General features: G+C 67.0%; 17 protein-coding genes. 16 read left to right on the forward strand and 1 reads right to left on the reverse strand.

The genetic code is table 11. The features are described 5' to 3' along the window. Positions 1-5 precede the first annotated feature (5 nt). From EKM57_RS16480 to EKM57_RS16490, 3 genes are read left to right on the forward strand one after another with little or no spacing between them, the layout of a single operon-like run. The gene (locus tag EKM57_RS16480; RefSeq protein WP_129793612.1) at positions 6-824 is read left to right on the forward strand and encodes a metallophosphoesterase family protein; all 819 of its coding nucleotides are present in this window, start codon (positions 6-8) and stop codon (positions 822-824) included. After that, entirely contained in the window at positions 821-2,107 is a 1,287-nt protein-coding gene (locus tag EKM57_RS16485; protein WP_129793613.1) for a hypothetical protein, read from the forward strand. Before EKM57_RS16480 ends, EKM57_RS16485 begins: the two co-directional genes overlap by 4 nt. Next, positions 2,104-3,474 carry an O-antigen ligase gene (locus EKM57_RS16490; RefSeq protein WP_129793614.1) on the forward strand — a complete coding sequence of 457 codons (1,371 nt, stop codon included), beginning with the start codon at positions 2,104-2,106 and terminating at the stop codon, positions 3,472-3,474. Before EKM57_RS16485 ends, EKM57_RS16490 begins: the two co-directional genes overlap by 4 nt. On the opposite strand, the gene EKM57_RS16495 is transcribed toward EKM57_RS16490, so the two are convergent. Next, a complete protein-coding gene (locus EKM57_RS16495) occupies positions 3,461-4,603 on the reverse strand; it encodes a glycosyltransferase family 4 protein (protein WP_129793615.1) in 1,143 nt (380 codons plus the stop codon). The genes EKM57_RS16490 and EKM57_RS16495 overlap by 14 nt on opposite strands. Before the next feature lie 142 nt (positions 4,604-4,745). Between EKM57_RS16495 and EKM57_RS16500 the strand changes: the two genes are divergently transcribed. The 13 genes from EKM57_RS16500 (at position 4,746) to EKM57_RS16560 (ending at position 20,253) form a co-directional block, all read left to right on the forward strand. After that, positions 4,746-5,744 (forward strand): Gfo/Idh/MocA family protein, encoded by a 999-nt coding sequence (locus EKM57_RS16500; RefSeq protein WP_256386904.1) that lies wholly within the window; start codon positions 4,746-4,748, stop codon positions 5,742-5,744. Further along, the gene (locus EKM57_RS16505; RefSeq protein ID WP_129793616.1) at positions 5,741-6,322 is read left to right on the forward strand and encodes an acyltransferase; all 582 of its coding nucleotides are present in this window, start codon (positions 5,741-5,743) and stop codon (positions 6,320-6,322) included. The genes EKM57_RS16500 and EKM57_RS16505 overlap by 4 nt, the downstream gene beginning before the upstream one ends. Continuing rightward, positions 6,319-7,413 carry a DegT/DnrJ/EryC1/StrS aminotransferase family protein gene (locus EKM57_RS16510; protein ID WP_129793617.1) on the forward strand — a complete coding sequence of 365 codons (1,095 nt, stop codon included), beginning with the start codon at positions 6,319-6,321 and terminating at the stop codon, positions 7,411-7,413. The genes EKM57_RS16505 and EKM57_RS16510 overlap by 4 nt, the downstream gene beginning before the upstream one ends. Before the next feature lie 116 nt (positions 7,414-7,529). Beyond that, the gene (locus tag EKM57_RS16515) at positions 7,530-8,531 is read left to right on the forward strand and encodes an NAD-dependent epimerase/dehydratase family protein (protein ID WP_129793618.1); all 1,002 of its coding nucleotides are present in this window, start codon (positions 7,530-7,532) and stop codon (positions 8,529-8,531) included. Next, positions 8,528-9,673, forward strand: coding sequence for a DegT/DnrJ/EryC1/StrS aminotransferase family protein (locus EKM57_RS16520; protein ID WP_129793619.1), 1,146 nt, complete (start codon positions 8,528-8,530; stop codon positions 9,671-9,673). The genes EKM57_RS16515 and EKM57_RS16520 overlap by 4 nt, the downstream gene beginning before the upstream one ends. Positions 9,674-9,682: 9 nt before the next feature. After that, on the forward strand, positions 9,683-11,566 hold the full coding sequence (gene asnB / locus EKM57_RS16525; RefSeq protein ID WP_129793620.1) for an asparagine synthase (glutamine-hydrolyzing): 1,884 nt from the start codon (positions 9,683-9,685) through the stop codon (positions 11,564-11,566). After that, positions 11,559-12,077 (forward strand): DapH/DapD/GlmU-related protein, encoded by a 519-nt coding sequence (locus EKM57_RS16530; RefSeq protein WP_129793621.1) that lies wholly within the window; start codon positions 11,559-11,561, stop codon positions 12,075-12,077. Before asnB (EKM57_RS16525) ends, EKM57_RS16530 begins: the two co-directional genes overlap by 8 nt. Next, complete coding sequence (locus EKM57_RS16535) at positions 12,074-13,558, forward strand: lipopolysaccharide biosynthesis protein (RefSeq protein ID WP_129793622.1); 1,485 nt, start codon at positions 12,074-12,076, stop codon at positions 13,556-13,558. The genes EKM57_RS16530 and EKM57_RS16535 overlap by 4 nt, the downstream gene beginning before the upstream one ends. A gap of 10 nt (positions 13,559-13,568) precedes the next feature. Next, a complete protein-coding gene (locus EKM57_RS16540; RefSeq protein ID WP_129793623.1) occupies positions 13,569-14,807 on the forward strand; it encodes a glycosyltransferase family 4 protein in 1,239 nt (412 codons plus the stop codon). After that, positions 14,804-15,928 (forward strand): glycosyltransferase family 4 protein, encoded by a 1,125-nt coding sequence (locus tag EKM57_RS16545; RefSeq protein ID WP_129793624.1) that lies wholly within the window; start codon positions 14,804-14,806, stop codon positions 15,926-15,928. The genes EKM57_RS16540 and EKM57_RS16545 overlap by 4 nt, the downstream gene beginning before the upstream one ends. 11 nt (positions 15,929-15,939) lie before the next feature. Next, entirely contained in the window at positions 15,940-16,755 is an 816-nt protein-coding gene (locus EKM57_RS16550; protein WP_165357501.1) for a class I SAM-dependent methyltransferase, read from the forward strand. A 3-nt stretch (positions 16,756-16,758) separates the two neighbouring features. Further along, positions 16,759-18,699, forward strand: a complete 1,941-nt coding sequence (asnB, locus tag EKM57_RS16555) for an asparagine synthase (glutamine-hydrolyzing) (protein WP_129793626.1) — start codon at positions 16,759-16,761, stop codon at positions 18,697-18,699. 51 nt (positions 18,700-18,750) lie between these two features. Next, positions 18,751-20,253 carry a right-handed parallel beta-helix repeat-containing protein gene (locus EKM57_RS16560; RefSeq protein WP_129793627.1) on the forward strand — a complete coding sequence of 501 codons (1,503 nt, stop codon included), beginning with the start codon at positions 18,751-18,753 and terminating at the stop codon, positions 20,251-20,253. The last annotated feature ends 5 nt before the right edge of the window (positions 20,254-20,258 follow it).

Here is a 20,258-nt window from a genome sequence, read left to right on the forward strand (position 1 = left end):
GAAGAATGAGCTTCTTCAGGAGATTGTCGCGCCGATCCCCCGCGCAGCGTTCCGGGCCCCGCGGCAAAGCGGACGCCCGTCTCTATGCCATCGGCGACATTCACGGCTGCCTCGACCTGCTCGATTCCCTGCTTCGGCAGATCGAGGAGGATGCTGCCTCCAGACCACCTAAAAGCACGTATATCGTCTTTCTCGGCGACCTGATCGACCGCGGGCCGGCTTCGGCGGGGGTCGTCGAACGCCTGCTCGGCTATCGCCCCTCCGGCGCCACGCCTGTGTTTCTGGCCGGCAATCACGAGGAAATTTTCACCCGGATCCTCGACGGAGAATCGGCCATTCTTGCGGACTGGCTGAAGTTCGGCGGCGCCGAGTGCGTCGAAAGCTACGGGCTTGATCCGGCGGCACTCAAGCGGATGGAGCCGGACGCCGCCGTCGAGCAGTTGAAGGCCAAGGTCCCGAAGGCGCATCTCGAATTCATCGAGAGCTTCGCCGACACTTTCCGCTTCGGCGATTATCTCTTCGTCCACGCCGGCATACGCCCGGGGATCGATCTGAACGAGCAGGACCAGTTCGACCTGCGCTGGATACGCGAACCCTTCCTGAGCTTCGATGACGAGCATGGCCTGGTCGTCGTTCATGGCCATACCATCGTTCCCGAGGTGGAGGAGCGCTCCAACCGGATCGGGGTCGATACCGGCGCCTATCGCACCGGCGTGCTGACTGCCTTGGCCGTGGAGGATGAAGCCCGTTGGTATTTGTCCACCGCCGGCTCTCCCGCGCCCGCTTGGGCAGGAGACGCTTCGCTGCCGAGGGAGCCGCGATGAGGAAGCGGGACTCGGCGGAGCGTTTCCGCCCTTCCCGCCGTCGCTCCATATCGTCATCGGGCGAGGCGGGCATCTCCGGGAGGGCTCCGCTTCCAATCCTCCTGCTGGCTGCGATCGGAGCCCTGCTGCTCGGCTGGGTCGTGGTCCGCGTTTCAGCGGCCAACGCGCTCATCGAAAGTCGTCCGGCGGCAGCGCCCGTGGGGGCGACCGGACAGGCAGAGGCGCAACTCGAGCTGGCGCGGGCAGAGCTCCAGCTGGCCGGGACGCCTTCCGAAGAAACCGTCCGGTCTGCCCACGAAGCGTTTCGCCGTCTGCCACTGTCGGACGTCCCGCTGCTGATCGGCGTGCGCCGGGCGATGGATGCGGGCGAGGACGACAAAGCGGACCGCCTGCTCGCCATGGCCGCGCGCCGTAATCCGCGCTCCCGCTACACCCTCTTGCTCGAGCTCGACCAGCATGTCCGGCGCGGCCGCACCGCCGAGGCGGCCGAGACCATTGCCGTCCTCACCCGCTTCTTTCCCGAAGTGGGCGATTTCCTCGTCGGCGAACTCGGCCGGATGGCAGGCGATCCGGCGTCGCGTGGCGCGGTCCGCAAGGTGATGGAGACCGATCCGCGGATCCGCACGAGCGTGCTCGAGCAGCTGGCCCGCGAGGGCGCCGATCCGGACCTCATCCTCGCTTTGGCCGGGCCGCAGGGGCGCCAAGCGGCGCGGAGCGAGACTCCGCGCTGGCAGCGGCTGATGCTCGACCGGATGGTAGAGCGGGGCCGGGTCGACGAGGCGCTTCGCGTATGGACGAGCCTCGTCGGTGTCGATCCTGCGGCGCGCGCCGCCGGCATTTACGACGCCGAGTTCCGGGCTCTGCCCGGGCCGCCGCCCTTCAACTGGGACCTTGAGCTCGGCTCCGACGGCTTCGCCGAGCGCGATGGATCGGGCGGTCTCCACGTGCAATATTACGGCCGCGGCAATGCGGTCCTCGCCAGTCAGCTGCTGACCCTCGCTCCCGGAACATACGAAGTCGGCTTCGATGTCGAAGGCGAGGCTGACGGCGAACATGGGCAGTTGGCCTGGACCGTTACCTGCCATCCCGGCGGTGGACGACTGGTGGCGGTCCCGATCACCGGCGTCGACTTCGCCTCGAGGCGGCTCTCGGGCAGCTTCACGGTGCCGGCCTCCGGCTGCCTCGGCCAGTGGCTGCGGCTCGTCGGCACCGCGGCGGAATTCCCCGAGGACCAGCAGGTGACCGTCACCGGACTTCGTATCGCGGGAGCGGAAACACGATGAGGCAGGTGGCGATCTCGGGCGCTCTTGCGGCCTACATGCTGCTCTGCCTGGTGCTCGGCGGTGCAAGCGCGGCCGGCCTGTGGGCGAATTTCGTCCTCCAACTGCTCGCCATCCCGATCCTGTTCGCGTCCCTCGCCTTCATGCCCGATCCGCCGATCGGCCAGCCGGCGCGCCGCCTGCAGCTCCTGCTGGCACTCATGGTCGGGCTGATCCTTCTGCAGCTCGTGCCGCTGCCGCCCGCTTTGTGGACCGCGCTGCCCGGCCGGGATCATGTCCGCGACGGATTCGAGCTCATTGGCGAGCCGCTGCCCTGGCTGCCCTGGTCGCTGGCTCCCGATCGGACCATCGCCTCGGCGCTCTGGCTGCTTCCAGGGGTCGCGGTGCTGCTCGGCATGATCAGGCTCGGTGCGCGCGAGACGTGGATCGGCTGGACGATCGTCGCGGCCACGGCGCTGTCGGTGCTGGTCGGCGCCCTGCAGGTCGCCGGCGGGCACGACTCGCCTTGGTATTTCTATGAGATCACCAATTACGGCGTCACCGTCGGCTTCTTCTCCAATGCCAACCACATGGCGACCCTGTTGGTGTCGGCGATTCCGTTCCTCGGCGCGCTGAACATGATGGCACGCCGCCGCGGTCGGGCCGCCCAGAAATCCGCGGGGCTCTGGCTGATCCTCGGCGGACTGCTTGCGATCATTTTGGTGGGGTTGGCGATCAACGGGTCGCTCGCCGGGCTGGGTCTTGCCATCCCGGTGGCCGCCGCGACCTTCCTGCTGATGCTTCGCCAACGGAAAATGCCGCTCTGGGCGCTTGCCGCGGTGCTGCTGCTTGCCGCGGCATCGGTCGCCGCCGTTTTCTCGGGACGGTTCGACAACAATCTGATCAGCGACGAGGCACCGACCGACGTCGTTTCGCGCTACACCACCTTCACCACCAGCTTCGAGGCTGTGAAGGACTATTTCCCGCTTGGCTCGGGAATTGGGACGTTCCGACCGATCTACCGGATGTACGAGGATCCGGAGCGGGTGACGACCACCTATATCAACCATGTCCACAGCGACTGGATAGAGATCGTCCTGGAAACGGGATTGCCGGGGCTGCTCCTGCTCCTGCTCTTCCTCTTCTGGTGGGGCCGCCGCACGCTCGTCGTCTGGCGGGCGGCCGAACCGGATTATCTCGCCCGTGCCGCCACGATCGCCTCCGCAGCGATCATGGCGCACAGCCTAGTCGACTATCCGCTGCGCACCGCCGCGATCGGGGCGGTGTTTGCCGCCTGTTGTGCGATCATGGCGAGCAGCAGGATCGGAGCGCGGCGGGAGGGCAGGTCATGGGCGGCCAAACGGCCGACGCGACACCTCAGCGCCGATTGACGGGGCCGACGGCGGCGAGCTTCTCGTCGATTGCGTCGCGATAGGCGCCGATCACCCGCTCCTCCGCATAGTCGCGCTCGACCCGCTTTCGACCTGCCGCGCCCATCGCCCGCCGTGCTTCTTCGTCGAGGCGCAGCATCGCGAGCATCGCGTCGGCAAGCGAGCGGGCATTGCGCACTTCGCAAAGCAGTCCGTTGACCCCGTGCTCCACGACCTGCCGGCAGCCCGGAACGTCACTGGCGATCAGCGGCTTCGCCAGCGCCGCACCTTCGAGCAGCGATCGCGGCAAGCCTTCGCGATAGGATGGAAGGACGAGGCAATCGGCCGCGGCCACGAGCGGCCGCACGTCGTCGACCTGGCCAAGATAGTCGATCAGTCCTTCCGACTGCCAGCCGCCGACATCCGCCCGCCCGACCGCCGACACGTTCGCGGCTTCGAGAAAGCCGAGCAGCTGGAAACGGGCATCGGGCACTTCGCGTCGGACGAGGCGGGCCGCCTCGACATATTCGGCCACGCCTTTCTGCCACAGCAGCCGCCCGACCAGCAGGAAGGTGAAAGGCCCGGGCGGCCGCTCCCGCCCTGACGCCGGTGCAAAGCGGGCAAGATCGACCCCCGATCCGGCCAGGAGGCGCGCTTGCTGTGGCCGCACGAGACCTGAATCGAGGAAAAGGCGGCGATCCTCCTCGTTCTGGAAGAAGATGATGGCCGAGCGGCGTAAGGCGACCCGGTAGAGGCGCTCGACGATCCAGCGCAGCGGACCCGATTTCATGAACGCCGTGCCGAGCCCGGAGATATTGTTGATGACTGGGATACCGAGCGCCTGCGCGGCGAGCGATCCGTAGACGTTCGGCTTGGCGGTGAAGCCGAGAAATATGTCTGGTCGGATCCGGGCGAGACGCCGGTAATAGCCGGCGAGCAAGGCGAGGTCCCTGGCTGGGGAGAGGCTGGCGCTGTCGATGGCGATCGGCACATGCTCGACGCCCATCTCCGCCAGCCGCGGCGCATATTCGTCAGCCGGGGCAAGCACGACGACATGCCAGCCTGCTTCGCGCAGCGCCGCGACGAGCCCACGCCGGAAGTTGAACACGTTCCAGCTGGCGTTGATCGACAGGACGACAGTGCGGGCCATCGGCCGAGGCTCAGCATCGCTCGTTACGGCTGGCAAGCAGTTTCGGCCGCGCATCGCTAGACTGGCATCCGTCCTCTTCTATGATAGGGGCCGCAGCGAGCGGAGGGGGCGGGCCCCTTCCTTTTCCCGGGGAAGCGAGCGGGTGTCGAACGGCGAAACAGCCTCACGGGGCGCGACGCGGGAGCGCAATTTCGCGCTGATCGGCGCGGCCGGATATATCGCGCCGCGCCACATGCAGGCCATTTCGGCAACCGGCAATCGGCTGGTGGCCGCGCTCGACCCGAGCGACAGCGTCGGGATTATCGACAGCTGGTTTCCGGACAGCGCCTTTTTCACCGAGTTCGAGCGGTTCGACCGCCATATCGACAAGCTGCGCCGGGCGGATGGATCGGAGCGGGTGGACTATGTCTCGATCTGTTCGCCCAATTACCTTCACGATTCGCACATCCGTTTCGCTTTGCGCTCCGGCGCCGACGCGATCTGCGAAAAGCCGTTGGTGCTCAATCCGTGGAATATCGACGGGCTGGTGGAGGCCGAGGCCTCGGCAGGCCGCAAGGTCAGCACGATCCTTCAACTGCGCGTCCATCCCGCCATCCTCGCGCTGCGCGAGTGCGTCCGGGCCGCAGCGGGTTCGGGGCGCAAGCATGAGGTCGACCTCACCTACGTCACCTCGCGCGGCCGCTGGTATCTTTATTCCTGGAAGGGCGACGACAAGAAGTCCGGCGGGATCGCCACCAACATCGGCGTGCACTTCTTCGACATGCTGCACTTCGTGTTCGGCGAGCTGCAGGACAATCGCGTCCACCTCTGCGATCTGGTGCGCGCCGCCGGCTATCTCGAATATGAGAATGCGCGCGTGCGGTGGTTCCTTTCGGTCGACGCGGCCGACGTTCCGCAAGCGCGCCGCGAAGCGGGGCAGCGAACTTTCCGGTCGATCACCGTCGACGGCGAGGAAGTGGAGTTTTCGGGCGGTTTCGCCGATCTCCACACCCTGAGCTATGAGCAGATACTGCAAGGGCGCGGATTTGGATTGGAGGCGAGCCGCTGCGCGATCGAGACCGTCGCCGCGATCCGGACCGCGCGTCCCGTTCCCGCGGCGGGCGACGCTCATCCCATGGCGAGCGGGCACGGACTCGGATGAGCTATTTCCGCCACGACAGCGCGGTCGTCGACGATGGCGCCCTGATTGGTGATGGCTCGCATGTCTGGCACTTCGTTCATGTCTGCGCCGGCGCCCGTATCGGCCGCGACGTGACGCTCGGCCAGAATGTGTTCGTTGGAGGCGGGGCTCGGATCGGCGACGGCTGCCGGATCCAGAACAATGTTTCGGTCTATGACGGCGTCGTGCTGGAGGAGAGGGTCTTCTGCGGTCCCAGCGCCGTCTTTACCAACGTCGTCAATCCGCGCGCCGGCGTCGACCGCAAGCAGGAATATAAGGAGACGCGGGTGAGGAGCGGGGCTACGCTCGGCGCCAATTGCACGATCCTGTGCGGCGTCACGATCGGCGAGCATGCCTTCGTCGCAGCCGGCGCGGTGGTGACCCGTGACGTGAAGGCTCACGCATTGGTGGTCGGCGCACCGGCCCGGCAGACCGGCTGGATGAGCCGGCACGGCGAGAAGCTCGCTTTGCCGCTCGACGGGAAGGGCGAGGCGGTCTGTCCGGCGACGGGGGAAATCTATCGGCTGAGCGGAGGGGAATTGACTTGGCTGGCGCGATGATCCCGTTCGTCGACCTCAAGGCGCAATATGCTGCGCTGAAGGCCGAAATCGACGCGGCGATCGCCGGCGTGCTCGACCATGGACGCTTCATCCTGGGTCCCGAGGTTGCCGAGATGGAGGAGGCGCTCGCCGCTTATGCGGGCGCGCGCCATTGCGTTGCCGTGGCGAGCGGCACCGACGCATTGCTGATCAGCCTCATGGCGCTCGATATCGGGCCGGGCGACGAGGTGATCGTGCCGGCCTTCACCTTCGCCGCGACGGCTGAGGTCGTCATCCTGGCGGGCGCGACGCCGGTGCTCGCTGACGTCCAGCCCGACACCTGCAACCTCGATCCGGCGGGGCTTGAGGCAATGGTCAATGAGCGGACCCGTGCGATCATTCCCGTCAGCCTGTTCGGCCAGCCTGCCGACATGGAGGAGATCGGCGCCGTCGCCTCCCGCCACGGCCTGGCGGTGATCGAGGATGCCGCGCAGAGCTTCGGCGCCGTCTACCGGAACCGGCGGAGCTGCGCGCTTTCGACCATCGGCTGCACCAGCTTTTTCCCGTCCAAGCCGCTCGGCTGCTACGGCGACGGCGGCGCCTTGTTCACCGATGACGAGGCGCTCGCCACGGCCTGTCGCGAGATACGCGTCCACGGCCAGTCGGGCCGTTACCATCACACGAGGATCGGTGTGGCGGGCCGAATGGATACGCTGCAATGCGCCATCCTGCTCGCGAAACTCAAAGGCTTCGACTGGGAGATCGGGCGGCGCATCGAGATCGGCGAGCGATACAATCGCCTGCTGGACGCTCGCGGCATCGATCGCGTCGCGCAACGGGGCGATCGCACCAGCGTGTTCGCCCAATATACGGTCTTCGTCGAGGATCGCGACGCGGTGCGCGCAAGCCTGGAGGGAGCAGGCATCCCCACCGCCGTCCACTATCCGGTGCCGCTCGACGGCCAGCCGGCGTATCGCGAGCGCTGCATCGCCGGGCCGTTGCCGCATTCGCGCCGCGCCGCTGATCGGGTCCTGAGCCTTCCGATGCACCCCTATCTCGACACGGCCTCGCAGGACCGGATCGTTGCCGCGCTGGAGCAGGCCATTGCCTGATGCCGGCCCGTCGCTCCGCAAGGGTGGACGCCCTGAACGCCTCCGCCTAAGGCCGTGTCTCCCCGCCGCCGCCGGCCCTGCGCCGCTGGAGCAACTTCCTGAAACGAAAGGCCGAAATGCGACTTGAAGGCAGCAAGCTTGTGCTGATCGGCGGGGCCGGCCTGATCGGTTCGCACACCGCCGATCGCCTGCTCGCCGAGGACGTCGGCGAGGTTCTGATCTACGACAATTTCGTCCGCGGCACGCCCGAGAACCTCGAGCAGGCGCTGAAGGATCCCCGTGTTCGGGTCTTCGACATAGGCGGTGACATCCTCCAGACGGACATATTGGAGGCGGCGCTCGAGGGCGCCGACGGCGTCTTCCATTTCGCCGCTCTGTGGCTGCTGCAATGCCATGAATATCCGCGCAGTGCGTTCGACGTGAACGTTCGCGGCACGTTCAACGTCATGGAAGCCTGCGTAAGGCAGGGCGTGAAGCGGCTGGTCTATTCCTCGTCCGCGTCCGTCTATGGCGACGCGGTGACCGAGCCGATGACCGAGGACCATCCGTTCAACAATCGGAACTTCTATGGCGCGACTAAGATCGCGGGCGAGGCGATGCTGCGGGCGTTCCATCACCGGTACGGCCTCGACTATGTCGGCCTGCGCTACATGAACGTTTACGGGCCGCGGCAGGACTATCGCGGCGCCTATATCGCGGTGATCATGAAGATGCTGGACGCGATCGACCGGGGCGAGAGTCCGACCGTGCTCGGCGACGGATCCGAGGCCTTCGACTTCGTTGCGGTCGAGGATTGCGCCCTGGCCAATGTCCGGGCGATGGAGGGCGAGGCGAGCGATCGCTTCTACAATGTCGGCACCGGCAAGCGCACCTCGCTTCGCGAGCTCGCCGAGCTGCTTCTCGATCTGACCGGATCGAACCGGCCGATCCGCTACGCGCCGCGAAGCACGGCGACCCTGGTCCGCAACCGGATCGGCGATCCGCAGCTGGCGGCCGACGAGATCGGATTTCGGGCCGAAATCGGCCTGCGCGAAGGGCTCGAACGGCTCATCGCCTGGCGCGCCGCCCACAAGGCGGAGGTGGAGGCGCGGCGTGACCGGGCCGGAGTCGAGGCATGACCGAGCGCCCGATGATCCAGATATCCCTCCCCGCCACCGGGGAGGAGGAGTGGCAGGCCTGCCGCGAGCCGCTGATGTCCGGCTGGCTGACGCAGGGGCCCAAGGTCGCCGCCTTCGAGCAGGCCTTCGCTGAGCGGCATCGCGTCGACCATGCGCTGGCGACGACGAGCTGCACGACCGGCCTTCATCTCATCCTCGCAGGGATGGGCATCGGGCCGGGCGACGAGGTGATCGTCCCCGCCTTCACCTGGGTCGCGACCGCCAATGTGGTCCTCTATTGCGGCGCCACCCCGGTCTTCGCCGACGTCGATCGCGAAACCTACAATGTCGATCCGGCCGACGTGGCGCGGAAGGTCACGGCGCGCACCAAGGCGGTGATCGCCGTCCACCTGTTCGGCCTGTGTGCCGACATGGCGGCGATCCGGGCGGCGGTACCCGACGGCGTCAGGATCATCGAGGATGCCGCGTGCGCCGCCGGCGCCGCCTGGCGCGGCACGCCGGCCGGCGGGCTCGGCGACGCCGCCGCTTTCTCCTTCCATCCGCGCAAGTCGGTGACCACCGGCGAAGGCGGGATGGTGACGACCAACGATTCCGAGCTGGCCGAGACGATGGCCCGGCTCCGCAATCACGGCGCCTCCGTCTCCGAGGAGCAGCGCCATCGCGGTCCCAAGCCCTATATTCTCCCGGACTTCAACCTGCTCGGCTTCAACTATCGGATGACCGATCTCCAGGGCGCGGTGGGGCTGGTCCAGCTCGGCAAGCTCGACCGATTCATCGCCGAGCGCCAGCATTTCGCGGAGCGCTATCGCGACGGCCTGCAGCGGCTCGGCTGGCTGCGCATGCCCCGCTTCGGCGAGAGTGGCGGGCATGCCTGGCAGGCTTTCGTGACCTATGTCGATCCCGAGACCGCCCCGATGCCGCGCAACGCCTTGATGGAGCATCTCAAGGCGGCGGGTATCTCGACCCGGCCGGGTACGCATGCGATCCCGACGCTCGGCTATTATAGAGAGCGGTTCGGAATCTCGCCGGACGAGTTTCCCGGCTCGCGCGACTGCGACGCCAACACGATGGCGATCCCGCTTCACAACCGGATGAACGCCGAGGATTATGACTATGTCATCGAAACCCTCTGCGCGCTCTGAGCCGGCCCGATGTGCGGGATAGCGGGGCTGATCCACCTAAACGGGGCACCGGTGTCCCCCGTCGTGCTGCAGCGTATGACCGATGCTCTCGCCCATCGCGGACCCGACGGCGAGGGACAATGGATCGAAGGTAATGTGGGCCTCGGCCATCGCCGGCTCGCGATCATCGACCTGTCGCCCGCCGGCCACCAGCCCATGGCGAGCGCCGATCATCGCTATCTGCTGAGCTACAATGGCGAGGTGTACAATTTCCGCGAGCTCCGGGCGGAGCTGGAGGCGCTCGGCTATTGGTTCAGGTCGCGCTCCGACAGTGAAGTCGTGCTCTATGCGCTCGCCGAATGGGGCGTGGCGGCGCTCGAACGGTTCAACGGCATGTTTGCGCTGGCGCTGTGGGACCGCAAGGAGCGCCGGCTGCTGCTTGCCCGGGACCGTTACGGCATCAAGCCCCTCTACGTCTGGCAGCGGGGCCGCCATTTTGCCTTCGGATCGGAGCAGAAGGCGATCATGGCGCTGCCCGAATTCAATCCGGTGGTGGATCGTGGGGGTCTGTTCGAATATTTCACCTTCCAGAACATCTTCACCGACCGGACGCTGCTGCAGGGAGTGGAACTCCTTCCGCCCGGTCATCATGCCGTCCTCGATCTGGCAGCGGCCGAACCCGTGCTCAAGCGGACGCGCTACTGGGACTATGACTTTCGCGAACCCGAGGCTCCGGCCGACGACGAAGCCTATCGCGAGGAGCTCGACCGGCTGTTCCGCCAGGCGGTCTCGCGGCAGCTGGTCACCGACGTCGAGCTGGGCTCCTACCTCAGCGGCGGGATGGACTCGGGCTCGATCACCGCCGTCGCCGCGCAGTCCTTTCCCTATCTCAAGACCTTCACCTGCGGTTTCGACCTGAGCTCGGCCTCGGGAATCGAGCTCGCCTTCGACGAGCGCGTGAAGGCCGAGGCCATGTCCTACCATTTCAAGACCGAGCACTACGAGATGGTCCTGAAGGCGGGCGACATGGAGCGGGCGATGCAGCGCCTGAGCTGGCATCTGGAGGAGCCGCGCGTCGGGCAGAGCTACCCCAATTATTATGTCGCGCGGCTTGCTTCGAAGTTCGTCAAGGTCGTGCTGAGCGGTGCCGGCGGCGACGAGCTCTTCGGCGGCTATCCTTGGCGCTATTATCGCGCGGTCGTAAACGACAGCTTCGAGGCCTATGTCGACAAATATTATGGCTTCTGGCAGCGCATGCTGGCCGACGGGGAGCTGAAGGACCTCTTCGCTCCCGTCTGGGGCGAGGTCTCGGGCGTCTCCACGCGCGACATCTTCCGCGACGTGCTGAAAACCCATGACGAGGGGCTCGACAGCCCGGAAGGCTATATCAACCACTCGCTCTATTTCGAGGCGAAGACTTTCCTGCACGGCCTGCTCGTCGTCGAGGACAAGCTCAGCATGTCGCATGGGCTGGAAACGCGGGTGCCGTTCCTCGACAACGATCTCGTCGATTTCGCCATGCAGGTTCCGGTGCGGCTGAAGCTCAACAATCTCGCCGAGGTGGTGCGGCTCAACGAGAACGAAGCCGGCGACAAGCCGGCGCGCTATTTCACCAAGACGAAGGACGGCAAGCAGATCCTGCGCGACGTGATGGGCCGCTTCATCCCCGAAGAGGTCGCGCAGGCGGAGAAGCAGGGCTTCTCCGCACCCGATGCGAGCTGGTTCAAGGGCGAGAGCATTGACTTCGTGCGTGGCACGCTGCTGGACAGCAAGGCGCGCCTCTACGACTATCTCGACGCCGCGACCGTGCGCCGCCTTCTCGACGAGCATCTGAGCGGGACGAACAATCGGCGCCTGCTCATCTGGTCGCTGCTGAGCTTCGAGCAGTTCCTGCGGAACATGGATCATGCCTAGCCTGATCGAGGAGCTGAAGGCTTTCTGGCGCGAGCGGCGCCAGGAAATCGACGTCCGTTTCCGCCGGACGTTGCCGTTCGGCGACTATGTCGTGGATCGATGGGAGAAAGCGCGGGCGCTTGGCTTCGGCGAGGGCGCCTCCATCTATGATAGCGCCCTGGTGATCGGTGACGTCACGGTCGGCGAGCAGACCTGGATCGGCCCCGGCGTGGTGCTGGACGGATCGGGCGGGCTCGCCATCGGCGCCTATTGCTCGATATCGGCCGGCGTCCAGATCTACAGCCACGATTCTGTTGCCTGGGCGACATCGGGCGGCAAGGCGGAGATCGAGCGCGCGCCCACCCGGATCGGTAACCGCTGCTACATCGGCCCCAATACGGTCGTCGCGAAGGGCGTGACGATCGGCGACGGGAGCGTCGTCGGCGCGGGTAGCATCGTGCTTTCCGATCTGCCGGCGGGAAGCCGAGCCGCGGGCGCGCCGTGCCGGATCATCGGCGGCAGCGAGGAATGAACGGGAAGCCGAGCGGGGGGATGATGGACCAGGCCGTGCGGCAGAGCGCGGCTTATGGCACGGCGACGATCCTGTCGCGTGCCACCCTCGTGGTTGCGCTGCTGGTCCTGCCCTTCATCCTCACTCCGCGCGACTATGGCGCGCTCAGCATGATCGTGACCGTCACCGCACTGGTCGTTATCCTGATCCCGCTCGAAATCGCTCAGGCCGTGGCTCGCTTCTATGCGCCGGCTTCGGCGGCGGAGAAGAAGCGGATCGCAAGCACGGCCTGGACCTTCCTGCTGATGATGCTGGTCTTGTTCCTCGTGGCCGGCCAGGTCCTGGCCGCGCCGCTCTGCCGCCTTATCCTCGGCGATCTCGCCTTCCTCCCGGCCTTCCGCATCGCCCTGCCGCTGATGGCCCTGACCAGCCTGTTCTACTTCCTCCAGAATCAGTGCCGCTGGGAATTCCGCACCGCCGAATATGTGTTGATCAGCCTCGTGTTCAGTTTCTTCAGCCTTGCCTTGTCGCTGGCGCTGGGACTCGTGGTCGATCCGCCGCTGACCGGAGTCGTGCTCGGCCAGGGCCTGGGCGCGGCCATCGCGGTCGGCCTCGGCATTTTCGGTCTTCGCCGCAGCTTCGAGCTCAAGCTCGATCGCGAAAAGCTGTCGACCTTGCTGCAATTCTCGCTGCCGCTGGTGCCGGCGGGCATTGCCTTGTTCCTCAGCGTCCATGCGAGCCGGCTGATCCTCAACGGCTTGTCGAGCCTGGAGGATGTCGGCCTCTATACGCTGGCCGCGCAGATCGCCGGCATCGCCACGCTCGGCATCGTCGGCGTTCAGGGAGCGCTGACGCCCCTCGTCATGAAGCATCATCAGGACCCGCGCACGCCGGCTCAGCTGGCGCGCTTGTTCGAGCTCTTCTTCGGCTTCGCCGTCGTTGCATCCCTGGCGCTCGGCTTGTTTGCCCCCGAATTCATCCGTTATCTCGGCAATCCCGCTTATGCCGACGCCGGGCCGCTCGTCCTGCTGCTCGCGCCGGGCCTGCTGTTCGCGCAAATGTACGTCTTTGCGCCCGGCTTCGCGATCGCCAGGCGGACGATGCGACAGATGTGGGTCTCGGTCGCGAGCGCGGGGGTGGCCGTGGCCGCCAACTTCGCCTTCATCCAATTGTGGGGAATAACGGGCGCCGCTCTGGCTACCTTGCTTGCAGGGAGCGTCTTCCTCCTCCTCTGGTTCGTCTTCAGCCAGCCTCTCTACCGAATCCCCGTCCGCTGGGCGAACATCGCGCTCGGGGCGCTGGGCGGCGTGCTGATCGGCGCTGCGATCGCGAACCTGCCGGATCTCGGCCTGGCGCTGACGCTGGCCGCCAAGGCCGCCGCTCTGGGCCTCGCCGCTCTCCTGGTCGTGCTGATCGGCCTGGTGCCCTTCCGGACGAGCCTTGGCGCGCTCAGGAAGCTGGCGGTCGGGATCGTGCCCCGGCCCTCGTCGCGCCGCGCTTGAAGGGGCGATCATGACCGCGAAGCCCCGCCGGCTGCTCTATATCGACATGGCCTACACGATGGAGATCGTGCGCCGGAAGGGGCACCACCAATTCTTCGAGATGCGCCACAGCGGCGGCTATTTCGATCATGTCTGGGGCGTGCATCCGCTCGCCGATGCCGCCGGCAAGCGGAGCCGGCAAATCGAGACGATCCCGTTCACGGACCGTCAGACGATCATCGAAGGCGCGGCGGAGATGCTGCCGCTGCCGCGCCTCCTTCTCCCGCTGAACTTCATCGTCTCGCAGTGGAGACTGGTCCGGCGGCTCGAGCGCCTGATCGAGGCCGAGGACATCGACCTGATCTTCGCCACCGACGCTTATTATTCGGGGCTGCTCGGGCTCGTCCTCAAGCGTCTGACCGGGCGTCCCGAGATCGTCGCCGTCTTCGCGAACCAGGACGATCTCTATGCCGCGACCGGGGCACTCGCCATGCCGCGCCTGCTCCCGTTCCGCTTCCTCGAACAATGGATGGCCCGCCTCGTCTTGTCGCGTGCCGACCTGGTGATCGCGGGCAACCGCAACAATATGGGCTTCGCGAAGGCCAATGGCGCCCGCGGCGAAACGGCGATCATTCCGGTCGGCAAGAATATCGAGGCGGCGCATCTCGCGCCGCCGGCGGAGCGGGAGTCACCGGCGGCGCTGCTCCAGGCGCTCGGCGTGCCGCCGGGCGCCCCTAAGATGCTGTTCGTCGGGCGATTGCTCGCCCTCAAGCATCCGGACGAAGCGGTGCGCGCCATGGCCGGCGTGATCGCCGAGCGGCCGGATGCGGTCGGTCTCGTCGCCGGGAGCGGCCCGATGCAGGCCGAGTTGGAATCGCTGGCGCGCTCCCTCGGCGCCGAGGGACAGATCCATTTCCTCGGCCATATCGAGCAGGCCATGCTGGCCCGATTGACCCCCCATTGCATCACCTTGTCGCCGCTTACCGGCATGGCGCTGATCGAATGCGGTCTCGGCGGCTCGCCGATGGTCGCGTTCGACCGCGATTGGCAGGCCGAGTTTGTCGAGGACGGCGTCAACGGCTTCGTCGTCCCCTTCCTCGATTACGACGCCATGGCGCGCCGCGTGCTGGAGATCATCGCCGACCCAGCCTTGCGGGCCCGCATGTCCGCGGCGGCGCGCGAGCGGTCGCTGGAGTTCGCCGACAAGGATCGCATCTACGCGCGCGAGCATGCGCTCTACGATCGGCTGCTCGCCCGGTTCAGGCGATGAGGCTGCTGTTCGCCATCAAGTCCCTGGCTCTGGCGGGCGGCGGTGCGGAGCGGGTGGCGTCGGAAGTCGCCGGCATGCTGGCGCGGCGCGGCAACGCCGTGATGATGCTCACCTTCGATCGGCTTGGCTACCCACCCTTCTATCCGCTCGACCCGGCCATAGAGCGGATAGCGCTCGGCATTGGAGACGTTGCGCGGCGAACGGGAAAAGCCGAGGCGCTGCGGAGGATCGGCGCGATGCGTCGCGCAGCCCTCCGCGCGCGGCCGGACGTCGCCATCGGATTCATGCACAGCACGTATATTCCGCTTGGGATTTCGCTGCTGGGCACGGGGCTCCCGCTCGTCGCGAGCGAGCACATTTCCTACGATCATTACCGCGGGCGTCCGCTCCAGGCGGGGTTGCTACGTCTCGCGCCTTGGCTGGCGCAAACCATCACGGTCCTGTCGGAAGCCGTCCAGGCCGGTTTTCCCGCCGCTCTGCGCCGATCGATGACGGTTGTGCCGAACCCCGTGGCTCTCCCTGGTGCGCGCGCGGACGTCGCGGGCTCTGAGCGCGGCCCCAGGATTCTGCTCGCGGTGGGTCGCCTGGAGCCTCAGAAGGATCATGCCATCCTCGTCGAGGCTTTCGCGCGCATCGCCGGCGACTTTCCCGACTGGCGGCTTCGGATCGTCGGCGAAGGCGCCCTGCGCCCCGCGCTGGAGGCTCAGGTCCTTCGGCTGGGCCTGGAGGCGAAAGTGGAGCTGCCGGGCGCCGTCGCCGACATTGGCCGGGAATATGCGGCGGCGCAGCTCTTCGCCATGCCCTCGGCTTACGAAAGTTTCGGCCTCACCACGGCCGAGGCGCTCGGCCACGGCTTGCCGGTCGTGGGCTTCGCCGATTGTCCCGGCACGAACGAGTTGGTTCGCGGCGGCGTCAACGGCTTGCTGGCGGCGGGGCAGGACCGGACGACGGCCCTCGCAGAGGCATTGTCGCGGTTGATGGCCTCGCCCCGGCTCCGGCAAGAGCTCGGTGCCCGCGGCCCCGCTTCGCTCGAACCCTTTGCCCCGGAGAAGATCGCCGATCTATGGGAAGCGCTGCTGAGCCGGATCGCCGCGGGCGACCGTCGAGGGCGAGGCGGATGAACGGAGCAGGGATGCCATATTCCGACGATCAGCGGCAGATCGAGCGCAATGTCAGGATCCACGACCGCGTGGCCGCCGATTATGAGAAGATGCACGATGAGATATTCAATCCTGTCGAGCAGGACCGGTTGCGCCGCGCCCTCGCCCGAGCCAAGGAGGCGCTGCGCACCGGCGCGGAGCGGCCGCGCGCGCTCGACTTCGGCTGCGGCTCGGGCAATCTGACACGCCACCTGCTCGCGCTCGGCTTCGAGGTCGTCGCCGCCGACATCTCGCCCGCCTTTCTCGCGCTGATCGAGCGCCGCCATGCCGGACAGCCCGTCGAGACGCATCTGATGGACGGCAGGAGCCTCGCATCCCTCGCAGACAGCGCCTTTGATTTCGCAGCCACTTATTCCGTGATGCACCATGTTCCGGACTATCTCGGCGCTGCGACGGAGATGGGCCGCATCGTCCGCCCGGGCGGGATCGTCTATATCGACCACGAGCATAGCCCGTCTTACTGGGGCGCGGATCCCGCCTATCGTGATTTCCTGCGCCGGGCCTCCCGCTTCGACTGGCGCAAATTCCTGGTGCCGCACAATTATTACGGCAAGTTCCGGCGCATGTTCGTCGATCCGCATTATTCCAATGAAGGCGACATTCACGTGTGGCCCGACGACCATATCGAATGGGACGAGATCGAAGGCGTGCTCCGCGGCGAAGGCTTCGATACCCTGTTTGCCGAGGATTACCTGGTCTTCCGCGGCCGCTACCGGCCTGAAGTCTATGAGGAATATCGAACGCGCTGCACCGACATGCGCGTCCTCGCCATGCGAAAGGCCGGCTGAGCGATGTGCGGGATCGCCGGCCTCGTCTCGCCTGATGCGGCCGACGACAGCCTGCTGCGGCTGATGGCTGGGCGGCTCGCGCATCGCGGCCCCGACGACCGAGGCATCTGGTCCGACCCGGAATTGGGTATCGGCTTCGCGCACCGCCGGCTTGCCATCGTCGATCTGTCGCCGGCAGGCCACCAGCCGATGGAGTCGCTCGACGGCCGGTGGGTCCTCACGTTCAACGGCGAGATCTACAATCATTCCGAGCTGCGTGCCGAGCTCGTGCGAGGCGGACATACCGGCGCGTTTCGCGGCCAATCCGATACCGAGAGCCTGCTGGAGGGGATCGCCCGCTGGGGGCTCGAGGCGACGCTCGCGCGCTGCGCCGGCATGTTCGCCCTTGCGCTGTGGGACCGGCGCGAGCGCCGGCTGTTCCTCGTCCGCGACCGCTTCGGGGAGAAGCCCTTATATTATGGCTGGGTCGGCGGCCGCTTCGCCTTCGCGTCCGAACTCAAGGCGCTGACCTGGCTCCCCGGCTTCAACAATGCGGTCAGCCGCCGGGCGGTCGGGCAGTTCGCGCGACTCGGCTACATTCCCGCGCCGCATTCCATCTACGAGCATATCTACAAGCTCGAGCCAGGCTGCCTCCTTTCCGCGACTTCCGAAGCGCTCCGGGCGCCGATGGACGCTCCGCCCGCGGCGGGCGACTCCATGCTTCGGCGCTGGTGGAGCTATCGCGACATCGTCGCGCAGGGTGTTCGCGAGCCGATCGATGACGAGGTGGAGGCGCTCGAGCGGCTCGAGGCGGCGCTGCACGATTCGATCCGGGGTCAGGCGATGGCTGACGTGCCCGTCGGCGCCTTTCTGTCGGGCGGGGTGGATTCCTCGACCGTGGTGGCTCTCTATCGCGAGCATTCGCCGGTCCGCACCTTCACGATCGGATTCGAGGGTGCCGCCTTCGACGAAGCGCCTTACGCCCGTGCCGTCGCGGCCCATCTCGGGACCGAGCATCACGAGGCCTATGTGACGGCCGCCGAGGCGCGGGAGGTCATTCCGATGCTGCCCGGAATCTATGACGAGCCGTTCGCCGACTCGTCCCAGATCCCCACATATCTGATCTGCCGCCACGCCCGAGAGAGCGTGAAGGTGGCGCTTTCCGGCGACGGCGGCGACGAGCTCTTCGGCGGCTACAACCGCTATCTGGCGGCGCCGCGCCTCTGGCAGCGCCTGAACCGGCTGCCGGCGTCGGTCCGGGCTGCCGCCGGCGCATCGCTCGGCAGCGTTCCGGCCGGTGCGTGGAACATGGCCGCAGACCTGGCCGGCCGGCGAAGCCGCCAACCCCATTTCGGCGCCAAGATACGCAAGACCTTGCGCGCGATGGGCCGAGCGCGAGGAATCGACGAACTGCATGAAAGTTTCGTCGACGAATGGCATGGCGAGGAATCGCCGGTCCGCGGCAGCGGTCTCGAAAATGCCTTCGGCCCAGTTGATCTCGGTCGCGCGCCGGATACGGTGCGGATGATGTATCGCGACGCCGTCACCTACCTTCCGGGCGACATATTGGCCAAGCTCGACCGTGCGGCGATGGCGGTGAGCCTCGAGACGCGCCTGCCCTTGCTAGATCACCGTGTAGCTGCGGTCGCCGCGCAGGTTCCGCTCGGGATGAAGATCGGCGGAGGGGTGGGCAAGCAGCCGCTTCGCAAGCTGCTTTTTCGCCATGTACCCCCCTCGCTGATCGAACGTCCCAAGACCGGCTTCGCCGTGCCGGTCGGCGAATGGCTGAGGGGGCCATTGCGCTCCTGGGCGGAGGAACTGCTCGACGAGAAAAGGCTGCGCGAAGGCGGCTGGTTCGACCCGGCGCCGGTGCTGGCCCGCTGGCAGGCACATCTCGCCCGCCGCGACGACTGGACCGCTTCGCTGTGGTTCGTCCTCATGTTCCAGGCATGGGCGGCGAATTGATCGGCCGCAGCCGGGGGTGACAGCCGGCGGACGATCCCTATTCTCCTGCGCATGACCCTGAACCGACGCGAATGGCTCGCCGGCGCTTCTGCCGGCGTGGCCGGGCTGCTCCTTCCCGCCGGCTGCGCCGAGGCCGGGCACCAGGTGACAGAGCCCCCCGATCCGCTAGCCCCCGGCTCGGTCGCCACGCCGCCGCCTTCGGCCGGCGCGGTGACCCCGGAGCAGTTCGGCGCGCGCGGCGACGGGATCGCCGACGACAGCGAGGCCTTTGCCGCTTTGGCGGCGCATGTGAATGCGCGAGGCGGCGGCGAAGTTGTGCTTCGCCGGGCCACATATCGGGTGGGGCGGCAGGGAGGCTACGAGCGTCGGACGCGCTACGCCTTCGAGCCGGCGCCCTTGCTCGAATTTTCCGGCTGCACCCGTCCGCTGACGATCCGGGGCAATGGCGCCGTGATTCGGTGCGCCGCGGGGTTGCGCTACGGAACGTTCGACCGTCGCACCGGCGAACCGCTCTTCCACCCCATGCCGCATCGCGGCTGGGACCAGCTCGCCGCGCCCTATCGCTGGATGATCAAGGTAGAAGGCTGTACGGCGCCGATCGAGATCAGCGATCTCGAGCTGGACGGGAATCTCGCCGCGCTCGAGGTCGGCGGCGGCCATGGCGATACCGGCCACCAGATCCCCGCCACCGGTATCGGCCTGTACGACAATCGGGGCGGGGAAGTCCTCCGGCGGATCCACACCCACCATCATGCCCTCGATGGGCTGCTGATCGACGGCCCCGACTGGGACGGGTCGGAGGGGCCCGTGCGGCTGATCGAGGACGTGCGTTCCGAGCATAATGGCCGTCAGGGGTGCAGCGTCACTGGGGGCGGCGGCTATGAATTCCGGCGCTGCCATTTTTCCCACACCGGTCGTGCCGGCATCTCGAGCGCTCCCGGCGCTGGCGTCGACATCGAGGCCGAGGCCGGCAAGCGCGTCGGCGGCCTGCTCTTCCGGGACTGCGTCTTTGCCGACAATGTGGGGCAGGGGATGGTGGCCGACAGCGGACCGAGCGAAGGCGCCCGTTTCGTCGCCTGCACGTTCGTCGGCACGACCAATTGGTCGGTCTGGCCGAACAAGCCCGGCATCGTCTTCCAAGGCAGCAATTTCGTCGGTCCGGTCGTGCGCTGCTTCGGCGATCGGGAGCGTCCGCAGCGGGCGACGCGATTCCTGGCCTGCACCTTCCGCGACGATCCGCGGCTCAGCCCGACCGGTAAGGTCTATGGCGGCGAGAATCCCGACCGCCCGATCACGGACCTTCCCGACAATCCGAACGTGCGCTTTTCCGACTGCGATTTTCGCCTCACCCATCGGGCGGTCCTGCCCTGGACGACCAATGCCGTCATTTTCGAGGACTGCACGATGTCGCAGCGCGCTTCCGAACAAAGCTATCCGCGCGGCACCTTCGTGGGCCGCAACCGGATCGACGGCAATGCCGTGCTGACCGGCGCGGTCGTGCGTGGCGATCTTGTGCTGAACGGACATCTTGTGCCGCCAGGACGCGTGGGCTGAAAGGT

This window comes from Sphingosinicella sp. CPCC 101087 (assembly GCF_004151485.1).
Lineage (GTDB): Bacteria > Pseudomonadota > Alphaproteobacteria > Sphingomonadales > Sphingomonadaceae > Allosphingosinicella.

Excerpts from the sequence above, each read along its gene's own strand:
- EKM57_RS16480 (WP_129793612.1), top strand. The coding sequence starts at position 6 with ATGAGCTTCTTCAGGAGATTGTCGCGCCGATCCCCCGCGCAGCGTTCC.
- EKM57_RS16485 (WP_129793613.1), top strand. The coding sequence starts at position 821 with ATGAGGAAGCGGGACTCGGCGGAGCGTTTCCGCCCTTCCCGCCGTCGC.
- EKM57_RS16490 (WP_129793614.1), top strand. The coding sequence starts at position 2,104 with ATGAGGCAGGTGGCGATCTCGGGCGCTCTTGCGGCCTACATGCTGCTC.
- EKM57_RS16495 (WP_129793615.1), bottom strand. The coding sequence starts at position 4,603 with ATGGCCCGCACTGTCGTCCTGTCGATCAACGCCAGCTGGAACGTGTTC.
- EKM57_RS16505 (WP_129793616.1), top strand. The coding sequence starts at position 5,741 with ATGAGCTATTTCCGCCACGACAGCGCGGTCGTCGACGATGGCGCCCTG.
- EKM57_RS16510 (WP_129793617.1), top strand. The coding sequence starts at position 6,319 with ATGATCCCGTTCGTCGACCTCAAGGCGCAATATGCTGCGCTGAAGGCC.
- EKM57_RS16515 (WP_129793618.1), top strand. The coding sequence starts at position 7,530 with ATGCGACTTGAAGGCAGCAAGCTTGTGCTGATCGGCGGGGCCGGCCTG.
- EKM57_RS16520 (WP_129793619.1), top strand. The coding sequence starts at position 8,528 with ATGACCGAGCGCCCGATGATCCAGATATCCCTCCCCGCCACCGGGGAG.
- asnB (WP_129793620.1), top strand. The coding sequence starts at position 9,683 with ATGTGCGGGATAGCGGGGCTGATCCACCTAAACGGGGCACCGGTGTCC.
- EKM57_RS16530 (WP_129793621.1), top strand. The coding sequence starts at position 11,559 with ATGCCTAGCCTGATCGAGGAGCTGAAGGCTTTCTGGCGCGAGCGGCGC.
- EKM57_RS16535 (WP_129793622.1), top strand. The coding sequence starts at position 12,074 with ATGAACGGGAAGCCGAGCGGGGGGATGATGGACCAGGCCGTGCGGCAG.
- EKM57_RS16540 (WP_129793623.1), top strand. The coding sequence starts at position 13,569 with ATGACCGCGAAGCCCCGCCGGCTGCTCTATATCGACATGGCCTACACG.
- EKM57_RS16545 (WP_129793624.1), top strand. The coding sequence starts at position 14,804 with ATGAGGCTGCTGTTCGCCATCAAGTCCCTGGCTCTGGCGGGCGGCGGT.
- EKM57_RS16550 (WP_165357501.1), top strand. The coding sequence starts at position 15,940 with ATGCCATATTCCGACGATCAGCGGCAGATCGAGCGCAATGTCAGGATC.
- asnB (WP_129793626.1), top strand. The coding sequence starts at position 16,759 with ATGTGCGGGATCGCCGGCCTCGTCTCGCCTGATGCGGCCGACGACAGC.
- EKM57_RS16560 (WP_129793627.1), top strand. The coding sequence starts at position 18,751 with ATGACCCTGAACCGACGCGAATGGCTCGCCGGCGCTTCTGCCGGCGTG.